The organism is Chitinispirillales bacterium ANBcel5 (assembly GCA_029688955.1).
GTDB lineage: Bacteria > Fibrobacterota > Chitinivibrionia > Chitinivibrionales > Chitinispirillaceae > Cellulosispirillum > Cellulosispirillum alkaliphilum.
In genome coordinates this window covers 1-17,415 of the sequence record JARUKZ010000006.1, presented here as the reverse complement: position 1 = coordinate 17,415, position 17,415 = coordinate 1, and the positions used below count along the sequence as shown (strand labels likewise).

Here is a 17,415-nt window from a genome sequence, read left to right as displayed (position 1 = left end):
TTATATTTACCGCGGAAGTGGTGGAATTGGTAGACGCGCTAGATTCAGGTTCTAGTGGGCGCAAGCCTGTGGGGGTTCGAGTCCCCCCTTCCGCATTCAAAGCATTAGTTCCCTCCCGCTGGTCTTCATGATGAAAACAAAAAAAAATACAATTAAAGTGCTCTCATCCTCTGTGATTGAAAAAATTGCAGCAGGTGAGGTTATCGAACGTCCGGCTTCTGTGCTTAAGGAGCTGGTCGAGAATTCAATTGATGCATCCTCCACAAAAATTGAAATCACGGTTGAAGGTGCAGGGTTTTCTTTAATCAGAGTAAGTGATAATGGTCTGGGAATGTCCTCTACTGACCTGGAAAAATGCGTGGTAAGGCATGCAACCAGCAAAATCAACTCCGCAGACGATCTCTTTATGATATCGACTATGGGGTTCAGGGGTGAGGCAATGGCCAGTGTGGCGGCCGTAAGTCGGTTGAATGTGGTTAGCAGTGATAATGATTCAGGATTAGGGTATGCTATTAGCAGCGAGGGGGGAGTAGTAAAGGGGATAGAACCGCAACAGCACCTTAGGGGAACTAAAGTAACGGTGCGCGACCTTTTTTATAACGTGCCTGCCCGAAAAAAGTTTATGAAAACCCAGCGGGCAGAGCAGCTTGCTATTGTGAGAATGCTGGAGCAGATGGTTATTCCTTTCCCTGGTATTCATTTTACCGTGACTGTGGATGGTAAAAAAGTCATGGAGATTCCGGAATGCGGGAGTCCAAGGGAGAGGATTGCCGCTGTTGGGGGAACAAAATTTGCCCAAAATCTAATAGAGTGCAGTGAAGAGAACGATGGTGTGTCTGCTCTTCTCTATGTTTCCACCCCGGAAACACTTCAGAAAAGGCCACGATTTCAGTCGCTTTACGTTAATTTGAGGCGCATAGATAACGATTCTGTTACCTTCGCTGTAAGGGAAGCATTTTCACGGTTCCTGGGGCATGGTAATCGTCCTTCCTTTTTCTGCTTTCTTGATATTGATCCGGGATGTATTGATGTGAATGTTCATCCAACTAAACAGCAGATAAAATTTGATGAAGACAGACGCATTTTTGGATTTATATACCGTGCTGTTAAAAGTGGGATTGAAAAAATGCTCATATCCAAAGATGATTTCCGAGAGTCAGCGAAAACTGATATTGAAAATCTCTCAGATACCTACCCTGCACTCCATTCAAATGCTGGGGAAGAGGGGGGTGGAAAAGACACCGGGGCACAAAGAGAGAAACCTAAAGAGGAAGAATCTGCATTTCAGACTATACTCCCTTTCCCTGCATCAAAGAGATACTCCGAAAAAGAGCTTGATCATAAAGCAGAAAGCAGTGTACAATTGGATAATGATGATAAAGATGTGCTCTGGAATCTCATACCATGCTATCAGATTCATGGTATGTTTATTCTGGCACCCATAAAGAATGGTATTCTGCTTATTGATCAGCATGCTGCTCATGAGAGGGTACTGTTTGAGCAGGCCTTAAAGGATTTGCACTCAGGACGAACTGCTTCGCAGCAACTTTTGTTTCCTGTTCTCTTTGAGGTTTCGCCTACAGAGAAGGCGATTATTGAATCGGGAAAGGAGTATTTCTCAGGTTTTGGTTTTGAGATAGCCGATTTTGGCGGTAATACGATCTCTGTCTCTGCTATACCGGCTTTTTTAAAGGATGGTCAGGTTGAGAACACTATTAGGGAGATGATACGGTATCTCCTGGATGGACGTGGCAGTGATGCTTTCGGTGAGCCAACTAAAAGGTTCGCTGCTGCTTTTGCCTGTGGAGCTGCTATTAAAAGTGGTCAGAAGTTGAGTCAGGAAGAGATGAACGCTTTATTGAATTCACTCTTTTCTGCCAAGAATCCCTACACTTGTCCTCACGGAAGACCAACTTTAGTGAGAATGTCTCTTGATGAGCTTACGCGACGTTTTCTTAGGTAATTGGGAGGTTACAATGGGTGAACAAAACGAATCTGTGAACCGGGTAATCAAAATGCCCCGATTGTTCACCGGCATGGAGGTGAAATCAGTTCTAAATGAAATTCGGGGGCTGGTTGATGAGTGTTCATACGGGATCGTTCTGGATTTTGCTGATACTGAGATGATAGACAGTACTGGCATAGGAGGGTTGGTGACTGTTTCACAGCAGATACGGCCTAAGGGGTTGAAACTTGTGCTTTGTGAATTACGTCAGAGTCTCTTAAGAATATTTACTGATACCGGTATAGCTTCATTTTTCGATATTGAAAACTTTGGCCGAATTAAGCCTGCTGCAGAAGTTAGTGTAAGTGATCAGAGTGAAGACCTGAGATTGAAAATAGTTAAAGAAGAGGTTGAGGATATTTGTATCCTAGAGCTTATCGGCGTTATGAATCATCCAGAAGGTTCACATTTTTTCAAAAAGAATATGCTCATGAGCATGGCAAAACACTGTAAAATCATTTTGGATTTTAAACGTTTAGTTTTCTTTGATACTCTCAGCATTGGTTCTGTACTGAAAATAAGTAAGCTTTTGAAAGAAAATGGTGGTGGTCTAAAAGTTTGCTGTGCTAATTCCAATGTGAAAGATACTTTCTCTACACTCAACTTAAATTCCATAATCCCCCTTCATGCAGATCGCGAAGCTGCCCTTAATAGTTGGAAATGAAAATGGATGCTGAAAATAAAAAAGGTGCTGTTGCTTTTCACTCTGTAGGGTGCAGAACTAATCAGGAGGAGGTTGCTTCACTTCAAAATGTGTTTACATCTGCAGGGTATTCAGTGGTCAGCCAAATAGAAACAGCTGATTTAATCATTGTAAACACCTGCTCTGTAACCTCATGCACAGAATCCAAAACAAAACGATTTCTTCGGTCGATACCGCGTAGTGCGCCCCGGGCTCAAATTTTGGTGACAGGATGCCTGGCTCAGCAGTTAAAAGATGAACTTACCGACTATGAAAATGTGAAATGGGTGGTAGGTAATGTAGAGAAAGGTAGTATTCTTCCTATTATAGAGAACGGTAGAGTGGGACTGCACTGTAAGAATATATATGCTTCTGATACAATTTTTCTTAGTACAGTTGTTCTGCCACCAGAGCACTCAAAGAGAACACGATTTAGTCTTAAAATACAGGAAGGTTGCAACTTTTGCTGCTCATATTGCATAGTTCCTGCTTTGCGTGGACCTTCCCGGAGTTCGGATTTAAACAATCTTGTAGCGGTGCTAAAAAAAGCGGTTCGTTACGGATATAAAGAAATCGTTCTGACTGGTACACACATTGGCCAATACAGAGACCCTGCTACAGGAACATCACTTAGTGGTCTGATAGAGGAAATATCAGAAGTTGATGGCGACTATAGAATCAGGCTTAGCTCTTTGGATCCCAGGGATCTAACTGATGAGCTGTTAGAAACTGTTGCAAAAGAGGGGAAAATATGTGATCATATACATGTAAGCGTACAGAGCTTCAGCAAGGATGTACTTTTAGGCATGGGACGTCCTTTTGAAGGGGTGAATGATTTGAAGATAAAAATCAAACGCTTACGGGAAAAAAGACCTGACATAAGCCTTGGGGGAGATTTTATAGTTGGATTTCCGGGAGAAACAGATCACATGTTTATGGAGACAGTAAACGGTATAAGGGAACTTGAGTTTTCCTACGGTCATGTTTTTAGATATTCTCCCCGGCCCGGGACTAAGGCTCAAAAATTTGATAACCAGGTGACCGAAAAGCTTAAAAGCCAAAGAGGTGAGCTTCTTAGGGAAGAATTAAATCACTCACGATTAAATTTTCTTTCAAAGCAGAAAGAAAGGCATCATAGAATACTTGTCGAATCTAAGGGACCGGTGCGTGGAGTGACATCAAATTATATCAGAGTCGAATTACCGGGTAAAAGTGCTGAGCATAATTCCTGGATTGAAGTAAAATTAACTGAACTGTGCTGCAAGGGCAGGTGTCTTGCTGAGCCAGTGAAATAAGGGGAAATATGAATCAGAACAGCTCTATCAGTTCTGCACAAAACAGTGAGCGATATCACAGGATAATCGAAAACCTGGACCAGTTACCATCTCTTCCTGCAATAGTACTTAGGTTACTTAAGATTGTAAATTCACCAGATACATCTGCTGAAGATGCGGCTTCACTCATAGAAAAAGATCCTGCTCTAACAAGTAAAATGTTACGTCTTGCCAATAGTGCTTTTTATGGTATCCCAAGAAGTATCTCTTCTGTTTCAAGTGCTGTTGTTATACTTGGCTTTAACACAATAAGGTCCTTAGTCCTCAGTGCGTCACTTGTGAAAATGTTTTCAGGTGAGAAATATGCTTTTAGCAATGATGCTTTTTGGAAACACTCGATTGTAACTGCCATGGCTGCCAAAACCATTACAAGACACTTTATGAATATTAGGATGATGGATCCTGAGAGTGCTTTTTGTTCAGGTATTATCCATGATATTGGTAAGCTCATATTAAATCAGTATGCTTCGGACGACTATTATGAAACATGTGAGTATGCAAAAAAGGAATCCGTACCGCTGATTAAAGCCGAAGAGCAAATATTGGGGGTAACCCATGCTGGTATCGGAAGTATTCTGGCCGACAGATGGGCTTTACCCATCGAACTCGGAAATTGTTTGGTTCATCACCACAGTCCGGATCAAAAAGAAATTGCCTCTGAGTTGGTTGCAACAGTGCATGTCGCTAACTTTATCTCACATGAACTTGGTTGTGATTTGTGGGAAGATGAGATTTGTTCCGCAAAATGCAAAAGTGCATTAAGATATCTAAACATCGCTGAAACCGAGTATCTTAAAATACGAGACACTATAGAAAAAACCATGGAAAACTCTATGGAATTTCTTTCCATTATCAAGTAGATATCCTGGTCTGTTTTTTTTATTATTATAGTATAGATATACTGGGGAATGTATAATGGAACAGGAATTAGACCCCATCAACTGCAAAATGTTCGACCCTTTGCCTTCGCCTTTGCCTGTTACAAAGTATATCGTCGAAATGTTAGAGAAACGGGATTTAAACAGAGAAGAAATTCTTAATGCTTTAAAACTGGACCCTGCTCTTGCTGCTCAGGTAATAAGACTTGCCAATAGCTCTGTGCCAAACGTAGGTATAAGCGTCTCGTCCCTTAAAAATGCCATTAACCTTTTAGGTTTGGAACGAATATTTTCTCTTCTAGAGATATCTTTAATTTTAGGTAAAAAGAGGGAAAGAGAAAAATATCCTATCTCTATCAAGCGTTTCTGGGCTCATTCTTTGCTCGTTGCACTCATATCAGAGTCGATCGGGAAATTCCTTAAACGCTACCAGTACATAGAAACTGATATACTTTTCTGTGCAGGTTTGCTTCATGATATTGGAAAACTTGTTTTGTGCACTAACAGACCACAGGAGTTACGCAAAGCGGTTGTGGCATCCACAAACAAGGTGTTTTTTCACTGTGAAGACTGCAGCTGCTCTCATGTTTCTGTGGGTGCGTTTTTTGCAGAAAAATGCTTTTATCCTCCCGATCTATGCTCTGTTATCAGCTCACACCATGCACCGGAAGAGAGTGAGGGTTATGTGATGCTGGGAGAGGTTGTGCATATTGCAGACAACATGGCACATGTGCTTGGCTATGGTGTTGTGGAAAAGGAAAGTGTGCCGGAAATTAAGCTGGAAGCTTTAAAGCGAGTTAACCTGCAGGGTGAATCGCTGCGTGTTATAGCATCAACTGCTCTTGAGCATCACAAGAGAATACGGCTGCAGGTTGATATGTTATGATGTATCCATATATTTTTACTTCCTTTGGAGTATAATAAGCCTTTTAAAGAGGGATAAAACAGAGATGGATATATTTTCACGTCTAAAAAGCGGGTTAAGTAAAACTCGGTTGCAAATTAGTTCCATAATCAAGGGGGCAGAGTTTGATGACACGTTCTTTGATTCCCTTGAGGAGGCGTTAATTGCAGCTGATCTGGGACTTGATCTTTCGGTTGATGTAATCGATCGTCTAAGAGAAGATATAAGCCAGAAAGGGATTACTGAGGCAGCTGATGCCATCGAATCGTTAAAAGAGATACTTGTTTCTGATTTGCACGCAGAAAAAGTACCCGAGGAATTTCCACCTAAACCGTGGGTGATCTTGATCGTTGGTGTAAATGGAGTGGGAAAAACCACTACTATTGGTAAAATTTCCAATGAACTGAGAAACAATGGCAAAAAGGTGATACTTGGTGCTGCTGATACATTTAGAGCCGGTGCAATAGAGCAGCTTAGAATCTGGGCGCAGCGTACCGGATGTGATTTTGTCTCTCAGCATGAGAGGGCTGATGCTGCTTCGGTTTCTTTTGATTCCATTGAAGCTGCAAAGAGCAGAAGCTCAGATGTACTAATTCTTGATACTGCCGGGCGCCTTCATAATAAAGTTAATCTTATGAAGGAATTGGAGAAGATTGTAAGAGTCATAAAGAAAAATACTCCGCATGCACCCAACGAAATTTTGCTGGTTGTTGATGCAACCACAGGACAAAATGCCATCAAACAGGCACAGGTTTTTAATGATATAGTTCCTTTGACCGGACTTGTGATTACTAAACTTGATGGCACTGCAAAGGGCGGGGTCGCATTAGCGCTTACTAAAAAACTTGGCGTTCCAATTAGAAAAATTGGTGTAGGTGAGGGGATTGATGATCTGCAGGACTTTGACCCGCATGCCTATGTGGAAGCTATGTTGGGTGATATCGTGTAAAATAGTACCAGGGCTTATTTTCCACTGTACAGTTTTTTTACATTCTGCTCTGTAAGTTCTGTGATATCAGATACCGTTTTTTCTATTTTCGTTAGCTGAACACAAATTATCAGAAGGAATGCTAGTAAAAAAACTGCAAGACATAGAAGAATAAAATGCATCGTTAAATACCTCGTGATGGATTCATTTTTGGAAAGCGGCAGCAATTCATCTGAGCTCTTTTGAGGCCTGCCATGGCAATCATGGCTGCATTATCGGTACATAAAGAGGGAGGGGGACAAAATAGTTGTTCTCCAAACCGGCTTGTAAGCGTTTTTCGCAACGTACTGTTGCAGGCTACCCCTCCGACAACACCAAAAGTTTTAATATTTGTTACTTTGGATGCCTCTGCTAAGTTATTAACCAAGGATTTAATTACAGCTCTTTGAAACGCGTAGCATATGTCTGCTTTGTTTTCTGTAATATATTGGGAAGTTTTACTTTTAAGAAAATACTTTACCGCTGTTTTTAGACCCGAAAATGAAAAATTAAGTTTTGAATCCGATAGTTTGGCAATAGGGAAACTTACCAGATCATGGTTTTGTGCTTCGGCTGCCTTTTGTTCTATCGACCTTCCTGCCGGGTAATTAAATCCAAGCATCTTACCTACTTTATCAAAGGCTTCACCAGCTGCATCATCAACAGTTTGTCCCAATAATGTATAACAGCCAAAATCATCTACTCTATAGATCGCTGTGTGTCCGCCTGAAACCACGAGCGCAAGAAACGGCAGGGGTATATCTGGATTACTGATAAAAAGAGCAGCAATATGCCCCTCCAGATGATTAATCCCACTGAGAGCTGTACCATGGGCCATATGCATCCCCAGGGCATAACTTATGCCCACAAGCAATGCACCTGCAAGACCGGGGCTATCTGAAACTGCAATCAGATCTACCGCTTCTGCACTAACTGAGGCTTCAGTGAGTGCCTTTTGAGTAAGAGGAGCAATTTTTTCCAGGTGAGCGCGTGAGGCTATCTCGGGTACTACTCCCCCAAAATCTGAATGCTCTGTTTGAGAATAGATAAGATTAGATTCTAATTTACCGTTTTTTATTACCGCTGCGGAAGTCTCATCACAGGACGTTTCCAGTCCCAGAACTATCATAGATTAATCCTCAATTAAATGAAACAGAGTAGGGATGGAGGCCAGTTGGTTTCTGATCTCCGCATCACAGTTGCTGAATTCTATTATCGCCCCCTGTTCGGAGGCAAGCTTGTGAATTTTACTCAAACACAGGATCTCATTTTTATGAAGAAATGAAATATTAGAGAAATCAATCTTAATTTGAGGCCCTGAACCACTGAAAATCATCTGATTTGCTTTTTGCCAAATACGGTTAAAATCGGCATCTTTTGATGCTTCAGAGTAAAGTGGAAGAGTATACAGTTCATTGTTTTGTTCTAGTACCGGCTCGCTTATCACATCTAATACGTCTAAATCCTTTTGAGATTGAGCCGGTGGCTTTTTGGGCGTATTTGGTCTTGGTATTGGTTTTGTAGGTTGGTGAGCACTGGGAGTAAGCTGCTCTGGGTTTTTTCTGGGGAGCTGCTGATCTGAGGTTGATTCATTAAAAGCTCCTCTTACATTTCTTACAATCTCTATAGTATCGTTAGAATCGCTTGAAGTATCACCCTGTTTTTCCTCTGCGCTTTGTTTGTGTACAGATTTACTCATTTGGGGAGACTTTCCCCTTCTTTGAGTATCGAGAACGTGGGCCTGTTTATACACCTCTTGTTCAAGCACCGAAACCTTTGATGAAATTTTTGCATAAGAGAAAAGATTAGTGATGGCTAATATAACAGAGATCCCCAAAAGGATAATAACTGTAGCATGTAACCAATAGACGCCAAAAATCATAAAATGAAACTCCTCTTAGAGTTTTAAAAATAGTATTTGCCCATAATAACTACACTAAGCTACTGTTTAAGTTCCACTTTTAAGCAATATTTAAAAAGTGTAGTTACAAAGAGCGTGCTGAATCATTTATATTAGCACTTCTATTTAGGATATTCAATATATTTTGTTGGAGAAGCTTTTTTTGAACAACCATAAAAACCTAAAGACAATTGTTGTTATTGACAAGGAGGAGGCTTTTTGTGCTAGTCTCTCAAAGGTCTTTGTTCCTGGTTCTTTTGTGGTTTTAAGAGCTCAAACAGCAGAAAAAGCCCTTGAATTAATCGAAAAATCGAGACCTCTGGTCATATTTTCTGACACCGATATCTTAGAGAGTTATGGTTTCTCGATTCTTGAAAAAATCTACTCCGGGTATCCCTCAGTTAGTCATATCTTAATGAGCTCAGGTGATATAGATTGCTATATTCCTTTAATTAGAAAGTACAATATCAGTAACATCATAAAAAAAGATAGTGACATTACTGCATTTAAAACTGATACTTATATAAGGTCACTTGCTGAAGGTGTGATCTTTGGCTTAGAGAAATATTTCGACAAATGTGCTATAAAAAAGGAACATATCATTGATTATTATCAGGCCAGGAGCGTGTGTTCAGCCATTTCTGGCCATTATCCTGGTAAGGGCGCATTGTTTTTGGAGATAGCTGTTGATGAGCTGATATCGAATGCATTGTTCCATGGAGTGTTACAGCTCACCGGTATTCCCAGAGAGCGATGGTGCAGGGAGTATCGATTAAATTCAAACGATGCTATAGCTGTGCGCTGGGCCGTTGATGACACAAAAATCGGAGTATCGGTTGAGGATCCAAGAGGGATCTTAAGCAAACGCCAGGCGTTGTATTGGATGGACAGGACTTCAAAGCTTAGTTGTGAGAAGGATGAAGAGCATGGAAGGGGACTTCATTTGGTTAGAACCCTGGTGGACCGGTTCATCATAAATATTGATTCAGGGAAGAGGACTGAATGTTTGATATTGCACTATTTATCCAGGTCTGGAGAGAGTAGAGAAAAGCCCGTTTTGATAAATCAACTTGGAAATTGTTTACCAAATCAGGTAAATATTACCTGATTAATTAAAAGTTACTAGTAGAGGATTCTCTGAGTTTTATGGGGAATTCACTTTAAACAGGTATTACGCAGTTTGAAAACAGTGGCACGTTTTTAGCTTGTAAGATAGAAATACATGGAAGCAAATCATAGAGTATTAATCGTAGAAGACGATAAAGATGTTCAGGAAGCCCTTGTAAGATCTCTCAGGAGGCTGGGGTGTGAAACCAGCGTGGAAAATACAGCCGAAAAGGGAGTTGAGAGTATTAAAAACAACCACTTTGATGCAGTACTGGTGTCATTGTGTGTAAGAGAGATGGGGGGGAGAAGTGTGGCACGGATGGTTAGAAACATCTCTGAGGATACTAAAACTTTTCTGGTAACTGGATGGAAAGGCGATCTTGAGTCTAATTTGCTGAGGATAGAGGGTATACACGATGTAATACGCAAGCCTTTAAATTTCAGCACGATAAAAGAAAAATTCAACAAACACTTTGGACAAAACGAGTAGAATGGATTCTTGGATTGGGCAACTTTTTGCTTTAAAATAGGTGTAGATTCAGCCCAATTCTGTTGGCAGTTCTAAGGAGGGAATAAAAGAAAATGGTTTCGGTGTGTGTAGAGTGTCGCAGGGCAAATGTTTCTGAGGAGGAGTTTTACTGTGCTGCTTGCAGTGCCAAAATGGAGAATGATTTCAAAATTTTAAGTGAACATGAGTTGCCTTCTGAAGAAGACTATTTTCAACCAATTTAAAAAAGATATTGCTATCTGATGGAAATTTCCCTATATTATTGGTGTACTGTATTAAAATTCAGCAATCATTTAGGTAAATAGTATGATTAAGAGATATGTAATCAGTATACTTTTTTTGTTTGTTCTCAGTGGTTCTGTGAGCGCGGAGCTTACTGTTGATACTCTGGCTTCAAACAATATTGAGTCAGAAAACAAACAGGTTTCAGAAAACCAGGCCAGAAAAGAGCAAAATATTACCAGGTCAGCAAGAGTAATAGAGCCAAACCGAGAAACAAGAACAAACTGGTCTAAAATAAAAGATCTATTCCGGTAAACAATCCCCTTCCTCCATTTTAAGGAGTCCTGTAAAACGGCTCTGCACTTCTCATTTCTGCTCTTCATTTTGGTACAATATAATTATCCTTTTATCGCATTTAGTTTATAAATTAAGGCTTGATGAATCTATTGAGATTATTAAATGTCATTAAACACAGTTAAAAAATGCCCTACTCAGGGGCTAAAAATCAAAAGAGTTCCCAAGCATTCATTTCTTTTCTCTGCCGGACTTCGAAGCGGGGACCAGATTGTCGCTTTAAACGGAAACTCGATCGGTGATGAGCTGGATTTTTTCTTCTTTGGCGCCGATTCACTTCTCACCATAGAGTGTGTCAGAAACGGGAAAAGAAAAACTATTTCTGTTGAACGTCCACCGGATGCGTTTTTGGATGTTGAGTTTTATCAGTTGCCTATAAACCGTTGCGGCAACAGGTGTGTGTTTTGTTTCATAGATCAGATGCCGCCTGGGCTTAGAAAATCATTGTATATAAAAGATGAGGATTTCAAGCATTCTTTTTTAAATGGCAATTATGTTACACTTGCCACCGCTTCTGAAGCTGATCTTGAACGCGTTGCTCAACTTGGCCTTTCTCCGCTTTTTATATCTGTACATGCTACAGATCCTCAGGTGAGAGGGGCAATGCTTAGAAACAAAAAAGCCCCCCCGATATTGCAACAACTCTCATTTCTTGCACTCCACTCCGTCTCCTTTCACACTCAACTGGTGATTTGTCCGGGGTATAACGACGGAGCAGTCTTAAAACAAACGCTTTCTGATCTTCTGAGTTTGGGAGAATCATTGCTTTCTGTAGCAATCGTTCCTGTTGGTTTAACCAGATTTAGAAATGAATTTCTCAGCGATGTTAATGCAGAGTGTGCCAAGGAAATTATCTCTTTGGTACAGAATGTTCAAAGGTTAGCTGAGGGGAAGATATTTATTGCTGATGAACTCTTTATCAGGGCCTCTCTTCCCATTCCACCTGCTTCTTACTACTGTGAATATCCTCAGATTGAAAACGGGGTGGGACTTGTTCGCCAATTTCTTGAGTCGTGGGATGATTTAAAAGGTACACTAAATGACAGGGGAAAACGTGGTGTTGGAAGTTCCGATGAAAAATCGGTTCTGGTTATCACTTCACTTTCTGCCCATCCTTATGTGTCACAGGTTTTTAATGAACTTTCAGAGCTCGTGCCGCATACATTTAATGTAATTCCTGTTCATAACAGCTATTTTGGCGAAAGTGTCACTGTGGCCGGGTTATTGACGGCAAAAGATGTGATTCGGGAGGTTAAGAGACAATTAAAAAAAGATCGCTACGATGCTGTTTATGTCCCGGATGTTATGTTCAGCTATGCCGGGTACACGCTCGATGGATATTCTTCTGAGCGTATTGAAAAAAAAGTAGGGGTAACGCTTAGGGTAATATCAATGCTTGAGGATTGCATTGAAACGGGCAACAGTATGGGGATTCACGAAATAGAAACAAGAGATGGTGATATAAATGGGATGTAATGAAAAAGAACAGCACAATGATAGTCTACTAAGGCTTAACCGGTATCTTGCTATGTGTGGACTTGGATCAAGGAGAAAAGCCGATGAGCTCATCGCTGCCGGTCGGGTAATTGTGAACGGGAAAAAGGTTACAGAGCTTGGGGTAAAGATCGATCCACAAAAAGACAAAGTGGAATATATGGGAAAGGCTCTTTCTGCTATAAAAAAAATTGAGTATTTGGTCTACTATAAACCTTGTGGTGTGATTGTCACCAGGTTTGATCCTGAGGGCAGGCTTACGATCTATGATGCACTGCTAAAAAGCGGCAGAGATATTGGACACTTAAAATATGTGGGAAGGCTTGATTATAACTCTGAAGGTCTTTTGATTCTGACTAATGATGGGGAAATGGTTCATGCCCTTACACACCCCAGATATCAAATAAAAAAAGTATATAATGTGCGGACTACCAGATACCTTAAAGATGAGGAAATTGAACAGCTAAAGGCTGGGGTTATGTCAAGGGACCAGTTACTGAGAGCTTCGGAAGTCCGGGCTATAAGCTCAAAGAATGGACAGTGTTGGTATGAAGTCGTCCTTTTTGAAGGAAAAAACCGTCAGATAAGACGAATGATTGATGCTGTGGGACATGAGGTCAAACAGTTAAAAAGAGTACAGTTTGGTTCGGTTAAAATCGGATCATTGAAACCAGGTCAGGTACGGGAGCTTACGGAACGTGAAATTGGTGCACTAAAAAATGCTGGGTACAAAAATAACTGAAAAAGGGAAATTATGAAATACAGGGCAGTTGTCTTTGATCTTGATGGCACTTTGCTCGATACGCTTACCGATCTTGGTGAATCGATGAATTCTGTTCTTAAGAGGATGGGGTATAGATCACATGAATTAGACAAATACCGATATTTTGTGGGTGATGGTATGGTAATGCTTGCCCGCCGTTCGCTTCCTGAGGGGGTTAGTGAGCGAGTGGTGCAACAGTGCGTTGAGGAGATGAAAAAGGAGTATGGTTCCAGATGGAATCTAAAAAGCAAGCCATACAATAAGATCGATGAGGTACTTAACTCTTTAAAAAAGCGTAACGTAAAACTGGGAGTACTATCTAATAAGCCCGAAGAGTTCACTCAAAAAGTGGTTGAGTACTATTTTGATGGGTACTTTGATATAGCTTTAGGAGCTGGGAGGTTTGCAGTCAAACCCGATACAGAAGCACTGGTGCATATCTTAAATATGCTTGGCTTGAGAGCACAAGAGGTACTTTATGTTGGCGATACAGCAACCGATATGAAAACCGCAAAAGGGGCGGGGCTAGTTGCTGTAGGGGTTAGTTGGGGATTTAGGGACGAGGACGAACTGTATCAAAATGGAGCAGATGTAGTGATAAAGGATCCAATTGAACTACTAAAGGTGCTCAGCAGGTAAATTAGGGATTATAAAGGGTTGAAAGTAAGCAGACTCAGATTCTATTTTGATAAAGACTACATTTTTGATTCTGTATACAGATGGAGGCAACATTGTGAGATACAAACAAGCAGCTGTAATTGCCCTGATTTTTGGTGCTTCACTTACTGTTTTTTCTCAAACACTTAGATTTCGGGGAAGTGAAAAGTGGGGATATGACAGTCAGTACGAGCAGCTTTATGGAACCAATAGTCTTCAGGAATACAGAGGAACAGTAATCGCAATCGATACGGTCACTCCGATGCATGATATGAGTAGCGGTATAAAACTGGTTATAGAGAGTGGATTTGACTCCCTTGATGTGCATCTGGGGCCTGCATGGTATGTTCTTTATCAGGATATTAACCTGAGTGAAAGTGATAACGTGGAAGTACGGGGCAGAAGGGCAAATCTGAGAGATAATGTTTTCATTATGGCAAAAGAGATACGGTTTGATGACGGAATTATTCGTTTAAGGGATGATAGTGGTATTCCTTATTGGGTTGCTGTAAGGCGAAGATGAACCATTAGTCTACATGGCAGTTAATCTTCGGCTTTTGGCTTAGCTGATAATCAAGGATTTTTGAATTTCTCCGTTCATTATAGGTTTTTTGCTTCTGGGGTGGAAGTATACTTTTGTGAGCTTCCTTAAATCCTATCTGTAAAAACCAGTCAGATGTTTGGGTTGTAAGCACAAAAACAGATTTAAGGTGCATGTTTCTTGCTTTATCGATAAAATAGGAGATCATTTTACGCCCGATGCCGCGGCTTGCATACTGTTTATCCACAACTATTGCAGCAATCTCCCCTTGTCCCGTAGGGTAGAGGTGAAGAGCTCCGCAGGCGTGAATCGTTCCGTCTACTTCATACACCGCATAATCATTAACCTTTTCTTCCAGGTCTGAGGCGTGCCGTGCCACCAACAATTTCTCTTCAATTTGTGGCTGCATAAGAGCAAGTACTTCCGGAATATCTGCTATTTCCATATTTCGGATATTTTCATGGAGATTGGAGTAGACCATTGTTCCCTGCCCTACATTAGAGAAAATTTCCTGAAGAACCATTCCCTCCACACGACCATCTACAATATGTACCCTTTTAACACTTTGTTTGCAGGCATTATAGGCAAGAGAAATAAGCTCAAGCTGTTCGTTATACCCTTCTCCTTCATTCATCTCTACAAAGTATCCTGCCTGATCCACATTGAGCTGTGAAATGATGCCATCCTCTGATACATAGATATCTTTTGGCAGATTGAATGACTTGCTTTCAATACCACAATAATTGGTAATAAAAAATAGCTTCGCAGCTCTTAGTTCCCGGCTGAGATTGAAAGCAAGTTCGTTGGAAGAGAGATTGTAGGGTTTTCCGGTTCCACTCCAGCCAATATTGGGAAATATTGGTATAAAGCCGTCCTCAAGTACACTGTTAAGTATTTTGCTCTGTACCTTTTCGACTATACCGGAGTTTTGAAAATCTACTCCGTTTCGTACCCCCATACCTCTGGCTTTAACCCAATTTCCAATGATCCCATTTGCCCCGTTTTCTGCGAGCATGGTCATTACACGGTTTGAGACATCAAATGCCGCCATTTTTATAAATGGTATTGCTTCAGATGATGAGATGCGTACACCATTTACAGTCTGGCATTGGACTTTAAAAGTTGAAAGCACTTCATTTATTCGGCTTCGGGCACCTGGGACAAGTACAATTTTAATCCCCATATTGTGCAAAAGAGTGAGATCTTTAATTAAAATCGCAAAGAGATCATGATTAATAAGAGAGCTATCAATCTTTATCACAAAGGTCTCTCCCTTAAATCTCTTCATATAACCAAATGTCTGGCGTATACTTTCTACCTGTTCTTTTAATTTAGTTTTGTCCATAGCCATGTAATTTTGGGGGGTGGGATTTTGACTCCGTTTCTTCTAACCCTAAGCAATCTTTAGAACACTGCAGCACTTGCTGATTTTTGAAAATAAAACCTGGTTGTAAGGGTAGCAAAGTTTAACTGATTTCATTTTATCGATATTTTCGCCTAAACCCTTGAATTTATTCACAAAACATTTTAAAATCGTTTAGTGGTGAACTCCAGGTAAGGAGAGAAAATGATGGGGCACTATGCTAAATTAATAGTTAACTATGGTGTTATACTCCTTTTACCATTGTGGGGGGCAGGATGTGCAGTGAAGTCCATGAGTATTGTAATGCATATGGACCAGGATCATAAAAGCTTTTTCGAAACAGTGGTATTACCAGACTTTGAGAAAAAAAATGATGTAGATGTTACTGTTATACAGTATAAAGAGACTCAAAAATCTCTAGAGCTAATTAATGAGAATGAAAAAGATATCGGACTTTTAGAAATACCTTTTGGTGTGGAAGGACAGTATGTTGAGAGCGGGAAAATAATAAACTTTGAAGAGTTTATGTGTGATAGTGTGATAGAAGGTGTAAATGAAAACTATATATTTACGTCAAATGGTAAAATTGATGGTGCACTTTATTTTTTTCCAAGAAAACTAGAAACAAGATTAATGGTTTACAGAAAAAGTAAAGTAGAATATGTGCGTAATATTTGGAGGCGCTATAGGGACACTTTAGATTCTGAGCTTGTAGCTGTAAATGGACATGGACTACCTTCAAATTACACCTTCGAAAATGATCCGGAGCATTGGGATTATTATGATTTATTTGTTTTGGGATGGATTTGGTCTCGTCAGGAATTTTCAGGAAGAAAGGCTCCAAGGATAGCACACTCTTTCTACAATTCTAAAGGTATGTCATCTCGTTTCGTTGATTATGTTTTTCAGTTTGGTACAGGACAAAATGAACTAGAAAATAATCGACTTGAGGCATTAGCCGATTTATTTCACTGGGAAGCACTGTTTACTTATTATGAAATTTACGATCCATCTATGCTTGATGGACAAGTGAAAAACCAGGATATTTATAAGGCATTTCAAACAGAGGAAGTATTTCTTTCTTTCCTCTCCCAATCAGAGGTATTTGAACTTGTACGCAGGAAAACTGGTGGTTCTTCAAAACTATTTATTAAACCTGTTGACCTGGCTTTTGCAACGATGCCTTTTGTGTGCTCTGTTGAACTTGATCACTATGGTATACCTGAACGTAAAGGGGGGAAATCGGTCAAAACTGGTGGATGGTGGTGGGGGGTTCCAATTAACTCTCCTGATCTGAATCTTTCGAGAAGTTTAATTCAGCACATCACATCAAGAACTTATCAGTTAGAGGAAGGTGCAAGATTTGGCATTTTGCCTCTGAGAAGAGATATTTTAGGGTCTATACCGGTTATAGCGGGCGAGAACTGGATTTCAGAGCTTTATTTCACTACAAAAAAACAACTAAACTACAATAGCATTAACCAGTTAAAAGGGGGGTGGGATGATACCACCAATAAAATTTATAAAGGATTGTGGCAGGGGGTTATTGGACAAAAACATTGGTCCTACAGTGAGGGTGGTATTCCGGACAGGGAATACATAAGGGGGATACTGGAATCAATTACTCCGGTTCAGGATTAGAGAGAAGATAACCATGACGATACAGCAGCTTGTAAGCGATGAATTAGAGATGCTTCAAAGGGCTTACAGTAGTCAACCAGAGGAGCTTGAAACCG

General features: G+C 40.5%; 18 protein-coding genes and 1 tRNA gene. 16 read left to right on the top strand and 3 right to left on the bottom strand.

Annotation, left to right across the window (positions count from 1 at the left end; genetic code table 11):
• Nucleotides 1-11: 11 nt before the first annotated feature.
• The 7 genes from QA601_04525 (at nt 12) to ftsY (ending at nt 6,752) form a co-directional block, all read left to right on the top strand.
• Nucleotides 12-95: transfer RNA gene (locus tag QA601_04525), tRNA-Leu, on the top strand.
• Between the two features lie 32 nt (nt 96-127).
• The gene (gene mutL / locus QA601_04520) at nt 128-1,963 is read left to right on the top strand and encodes a DNA mismatch repair endonuclease MutL (GenBank protein MDG5814330.1); all 1,836 of its coding nucleotides are present in this window, start codon (nt 128-130) and stop codon (nt 1,961-1,963) included.
• A 13-nt stretch (nt 1,964-1,976) separates the two neighbouring features.
• Nucleotides 1,977-2,669, top strand: coding sequence for an STAS domain-containing protein (locus QA601_04515; GenBank protein ID MDG5814329.1), 693 nt, complete (start codon nt 1,977-1,979; stop codon nt 2,667-2,669).
• Nucleotides 2,670-2,671: 2 nt separating this feature from the next.
• Nucleotides 2,672-3,982, top strand: coding sequence for a tRNA (N(6)-L-threonylcarbamoyladenosine(37)-C(2))-methylthiotransferase MtaB (gene mtaB / locus QA601_04510; GenBank protein MDG5814328.1), 1,311 nt, complete (start codon nt 2,672-2,674; stop codon nt 3,980-3,982).
• 8 nt (nt 3,983-3,990) lie between these two features.
• The gene (locus QA601_04505) at nt 3,991-4,881 is read left to right on the top strand and encodes an HDOD domain-containing protein (GenBank protein ID MDG5814327.1); all 891 of its coding nucleotides are present in this window, start codon (nt 3,991-3,993) and stop codon (nt 4,879-4,881) included.
• 55 nt (nt 4,882-4,936) lie between these two features.
• On the top strand, nt 4,937-5,785 hold the full coding sequence (locus tag QA601_04500) for an HDOD domain-containing protein (GenBank protein ID MDG5814326.1): 849 nt from the start codon (nt 4,937-4,939) through the stop codon (nt 5,783-5,785).
• Between the two features lie 64 nt (nt 5,786-5,849).
• The gene (gene ftsY, locus QA601_04495; protein ID MDG5814325.1) at nt 5,850-6,752 is read left to right on the top strand and encodes a signal recognition particle-docking protein FtsY; all 903 of its coding nucleotides are present in this window, start codon (nt 5,850-5,852) and stop codon (nt 6,750-6,752) included.
• A gap of 163 nt (nt 6,753-6,915) precedes the next feature.
• Here ftsY and tsaD read toward each other — a convergent pair whose 3' ends face one another.
• The gene (tsaD, locus tag QA601_04490) at nt 6,916-7,899 is read right to left on the bottom strand and encodes a tRNA (adenosine(37)-N6)-threonylcarbamoyltransferase complex transferase subunit TsaD (protein ID MDG5814324.1); all 984 of its coding nucleotides are present in this window, start codon (nt 7,897-7,899) and stop codon (nt 6,916-6,918) included.
• Nucleotides 7,900-7,902: 3 nt separating this feature from the next.
• Nucleotides 7,903-8,652, bottom strand: a complete 750-nt coding sequence (locus tag QA601_04485) for a hypothetical protein (protein MDG5814323.1) — start codon at nt 8,650-8,652, stop codon at nt 7,903-7,905.
• Nucleotides 8,653-8,833: 181 nt separating this feature from the next.
• Here QA601_04485 and QA601_04480 point away from each other — a divergent pair, with 181 nt between their 5' ends.
• From QA601_04480 to QA601_04445, 8 genes are all read left to right on the top strand, one after another.
• Nucleotides 8,834-9,778 (top strand): ATP-binding protein, encoded by a 945-nt coding sequence (locus QA601_04480; GenBank protein ID MDG5814322.1) that lies wholly within the window; start codon nt 8,834-8,836, stop codon nt 9,776-9,778.
• Between the two features lie 114 nt (nt 9,779-9,892).
• Nucleotides 9,893-10,267 carry a response regulator gene (locus tag QA601_04475; GenBank protein MDG5814321.1) on the top strand — a complete coding sequence of 125 codons (375 nt, stop codon included), beginning with the start codon at nt 9,893-9,895 and terminating at the stop codon, nt 10,265-10,267.
• A 92-nt stretch (nt 10,268-10,359) separates the two neighbouring features.
• Nucleotides 10,360-10,509, top strand: a complete 150-nt coding sequence (locus tag QA601_04470; GenBank protein MDG5814320.1) for a hypothetical protein — start codon at nt 10,360-10,362, stop codon at nt 10,507-10,509.
• A gap of 82 nt (nt 10,510-10,591) precedes the next feature.
• Nucleotides 10,592-10,822, top strand: a complete 231-nt coding sequence (locus QA601_04465; GenBank protein ID MDG5814319.1) for a hypothetical protein — start codon at nt 10,592-10,594, stop codon at nt 10,820-10,822.
• A 144-nt stretch (nt 10,823-10,966) separates the two neighbouring features.
• Complete coding sequence (locus QA601_04460) at nt 10,967-12,337, top strand: DUF512 domain-containing protein (protein MDG5814318.1); 1,371 nt, start codon at nt 10,967-10,969, stop codon at nt 12,335-12,337.
• Nucleotides 12,327-13,097: a pseudouridine synthase gene (locus QA601_04455; GenBank protein MDG5814317.1), complete on the top strand. Its 771-nt coding sequence runs from the start codon at nt 12,327-12,329 to the stop codon at nt 13,095-13,097. Before QA601_04460 ends, QA601_04455 begins: the two co-directional genes overlap by 11 nt.
• 12 nt (nt 13,098-13,109) lie before the next feature.
• Complete coding sequence (locus QA601_04450; GenBank protein ID MDG5814316.1) at nt 13,110-13,757, top strand: HAD family hydrolase; 648 nt, start codon at nt 13,110-13,112, stop codon at nt 13,755-13,757.
• A 94-nt stretch (nt 13,758-13,851) separates the two neighbouring features.
• Nucleotides 13,852-14,298: a hypothetical protein gene (locus QA601_04445; protein ID MDG5814315.1), complete on the top strand. Its 447-nt coding sequence runs from the start codon at nt 13,852-13,854 to the stop codon at nt 14,296-14,298.
• 4 nt (nt 14,299-14,302) lie between these two features.
• Here QA601_04445 and argA read toward each other — a convergent pair whose 3' ends face one another.
• A complete protein-coding gene (argA, locus tag QA601_04440) occupies nt 14,303-15,661 on the bottom strand; it encodes an amino-acid N-acetyltransferase (GenBank protein MDG5814314.1) in 1,359 nt (452 codons plus the stop codon).
• A gap of 222 nt (nt 15,662-15,883) precedes the next feature.
• Between argA and QA601_04435 the strand changes: the two genes are divergently transcribed.
• Nucleotides 15,884-17,320, top strand: coding sequence for an extracellular solute-binding protein (locus tag QA601_04435; protein MDG5814313.1), 1,437 nt, complete (start codon nt 15,884-15,886; stop codon nt 17,318-17,320).
• The last annotated feature ends 95 nt before the right edge of the window (nt 17,321-17,415 follow it).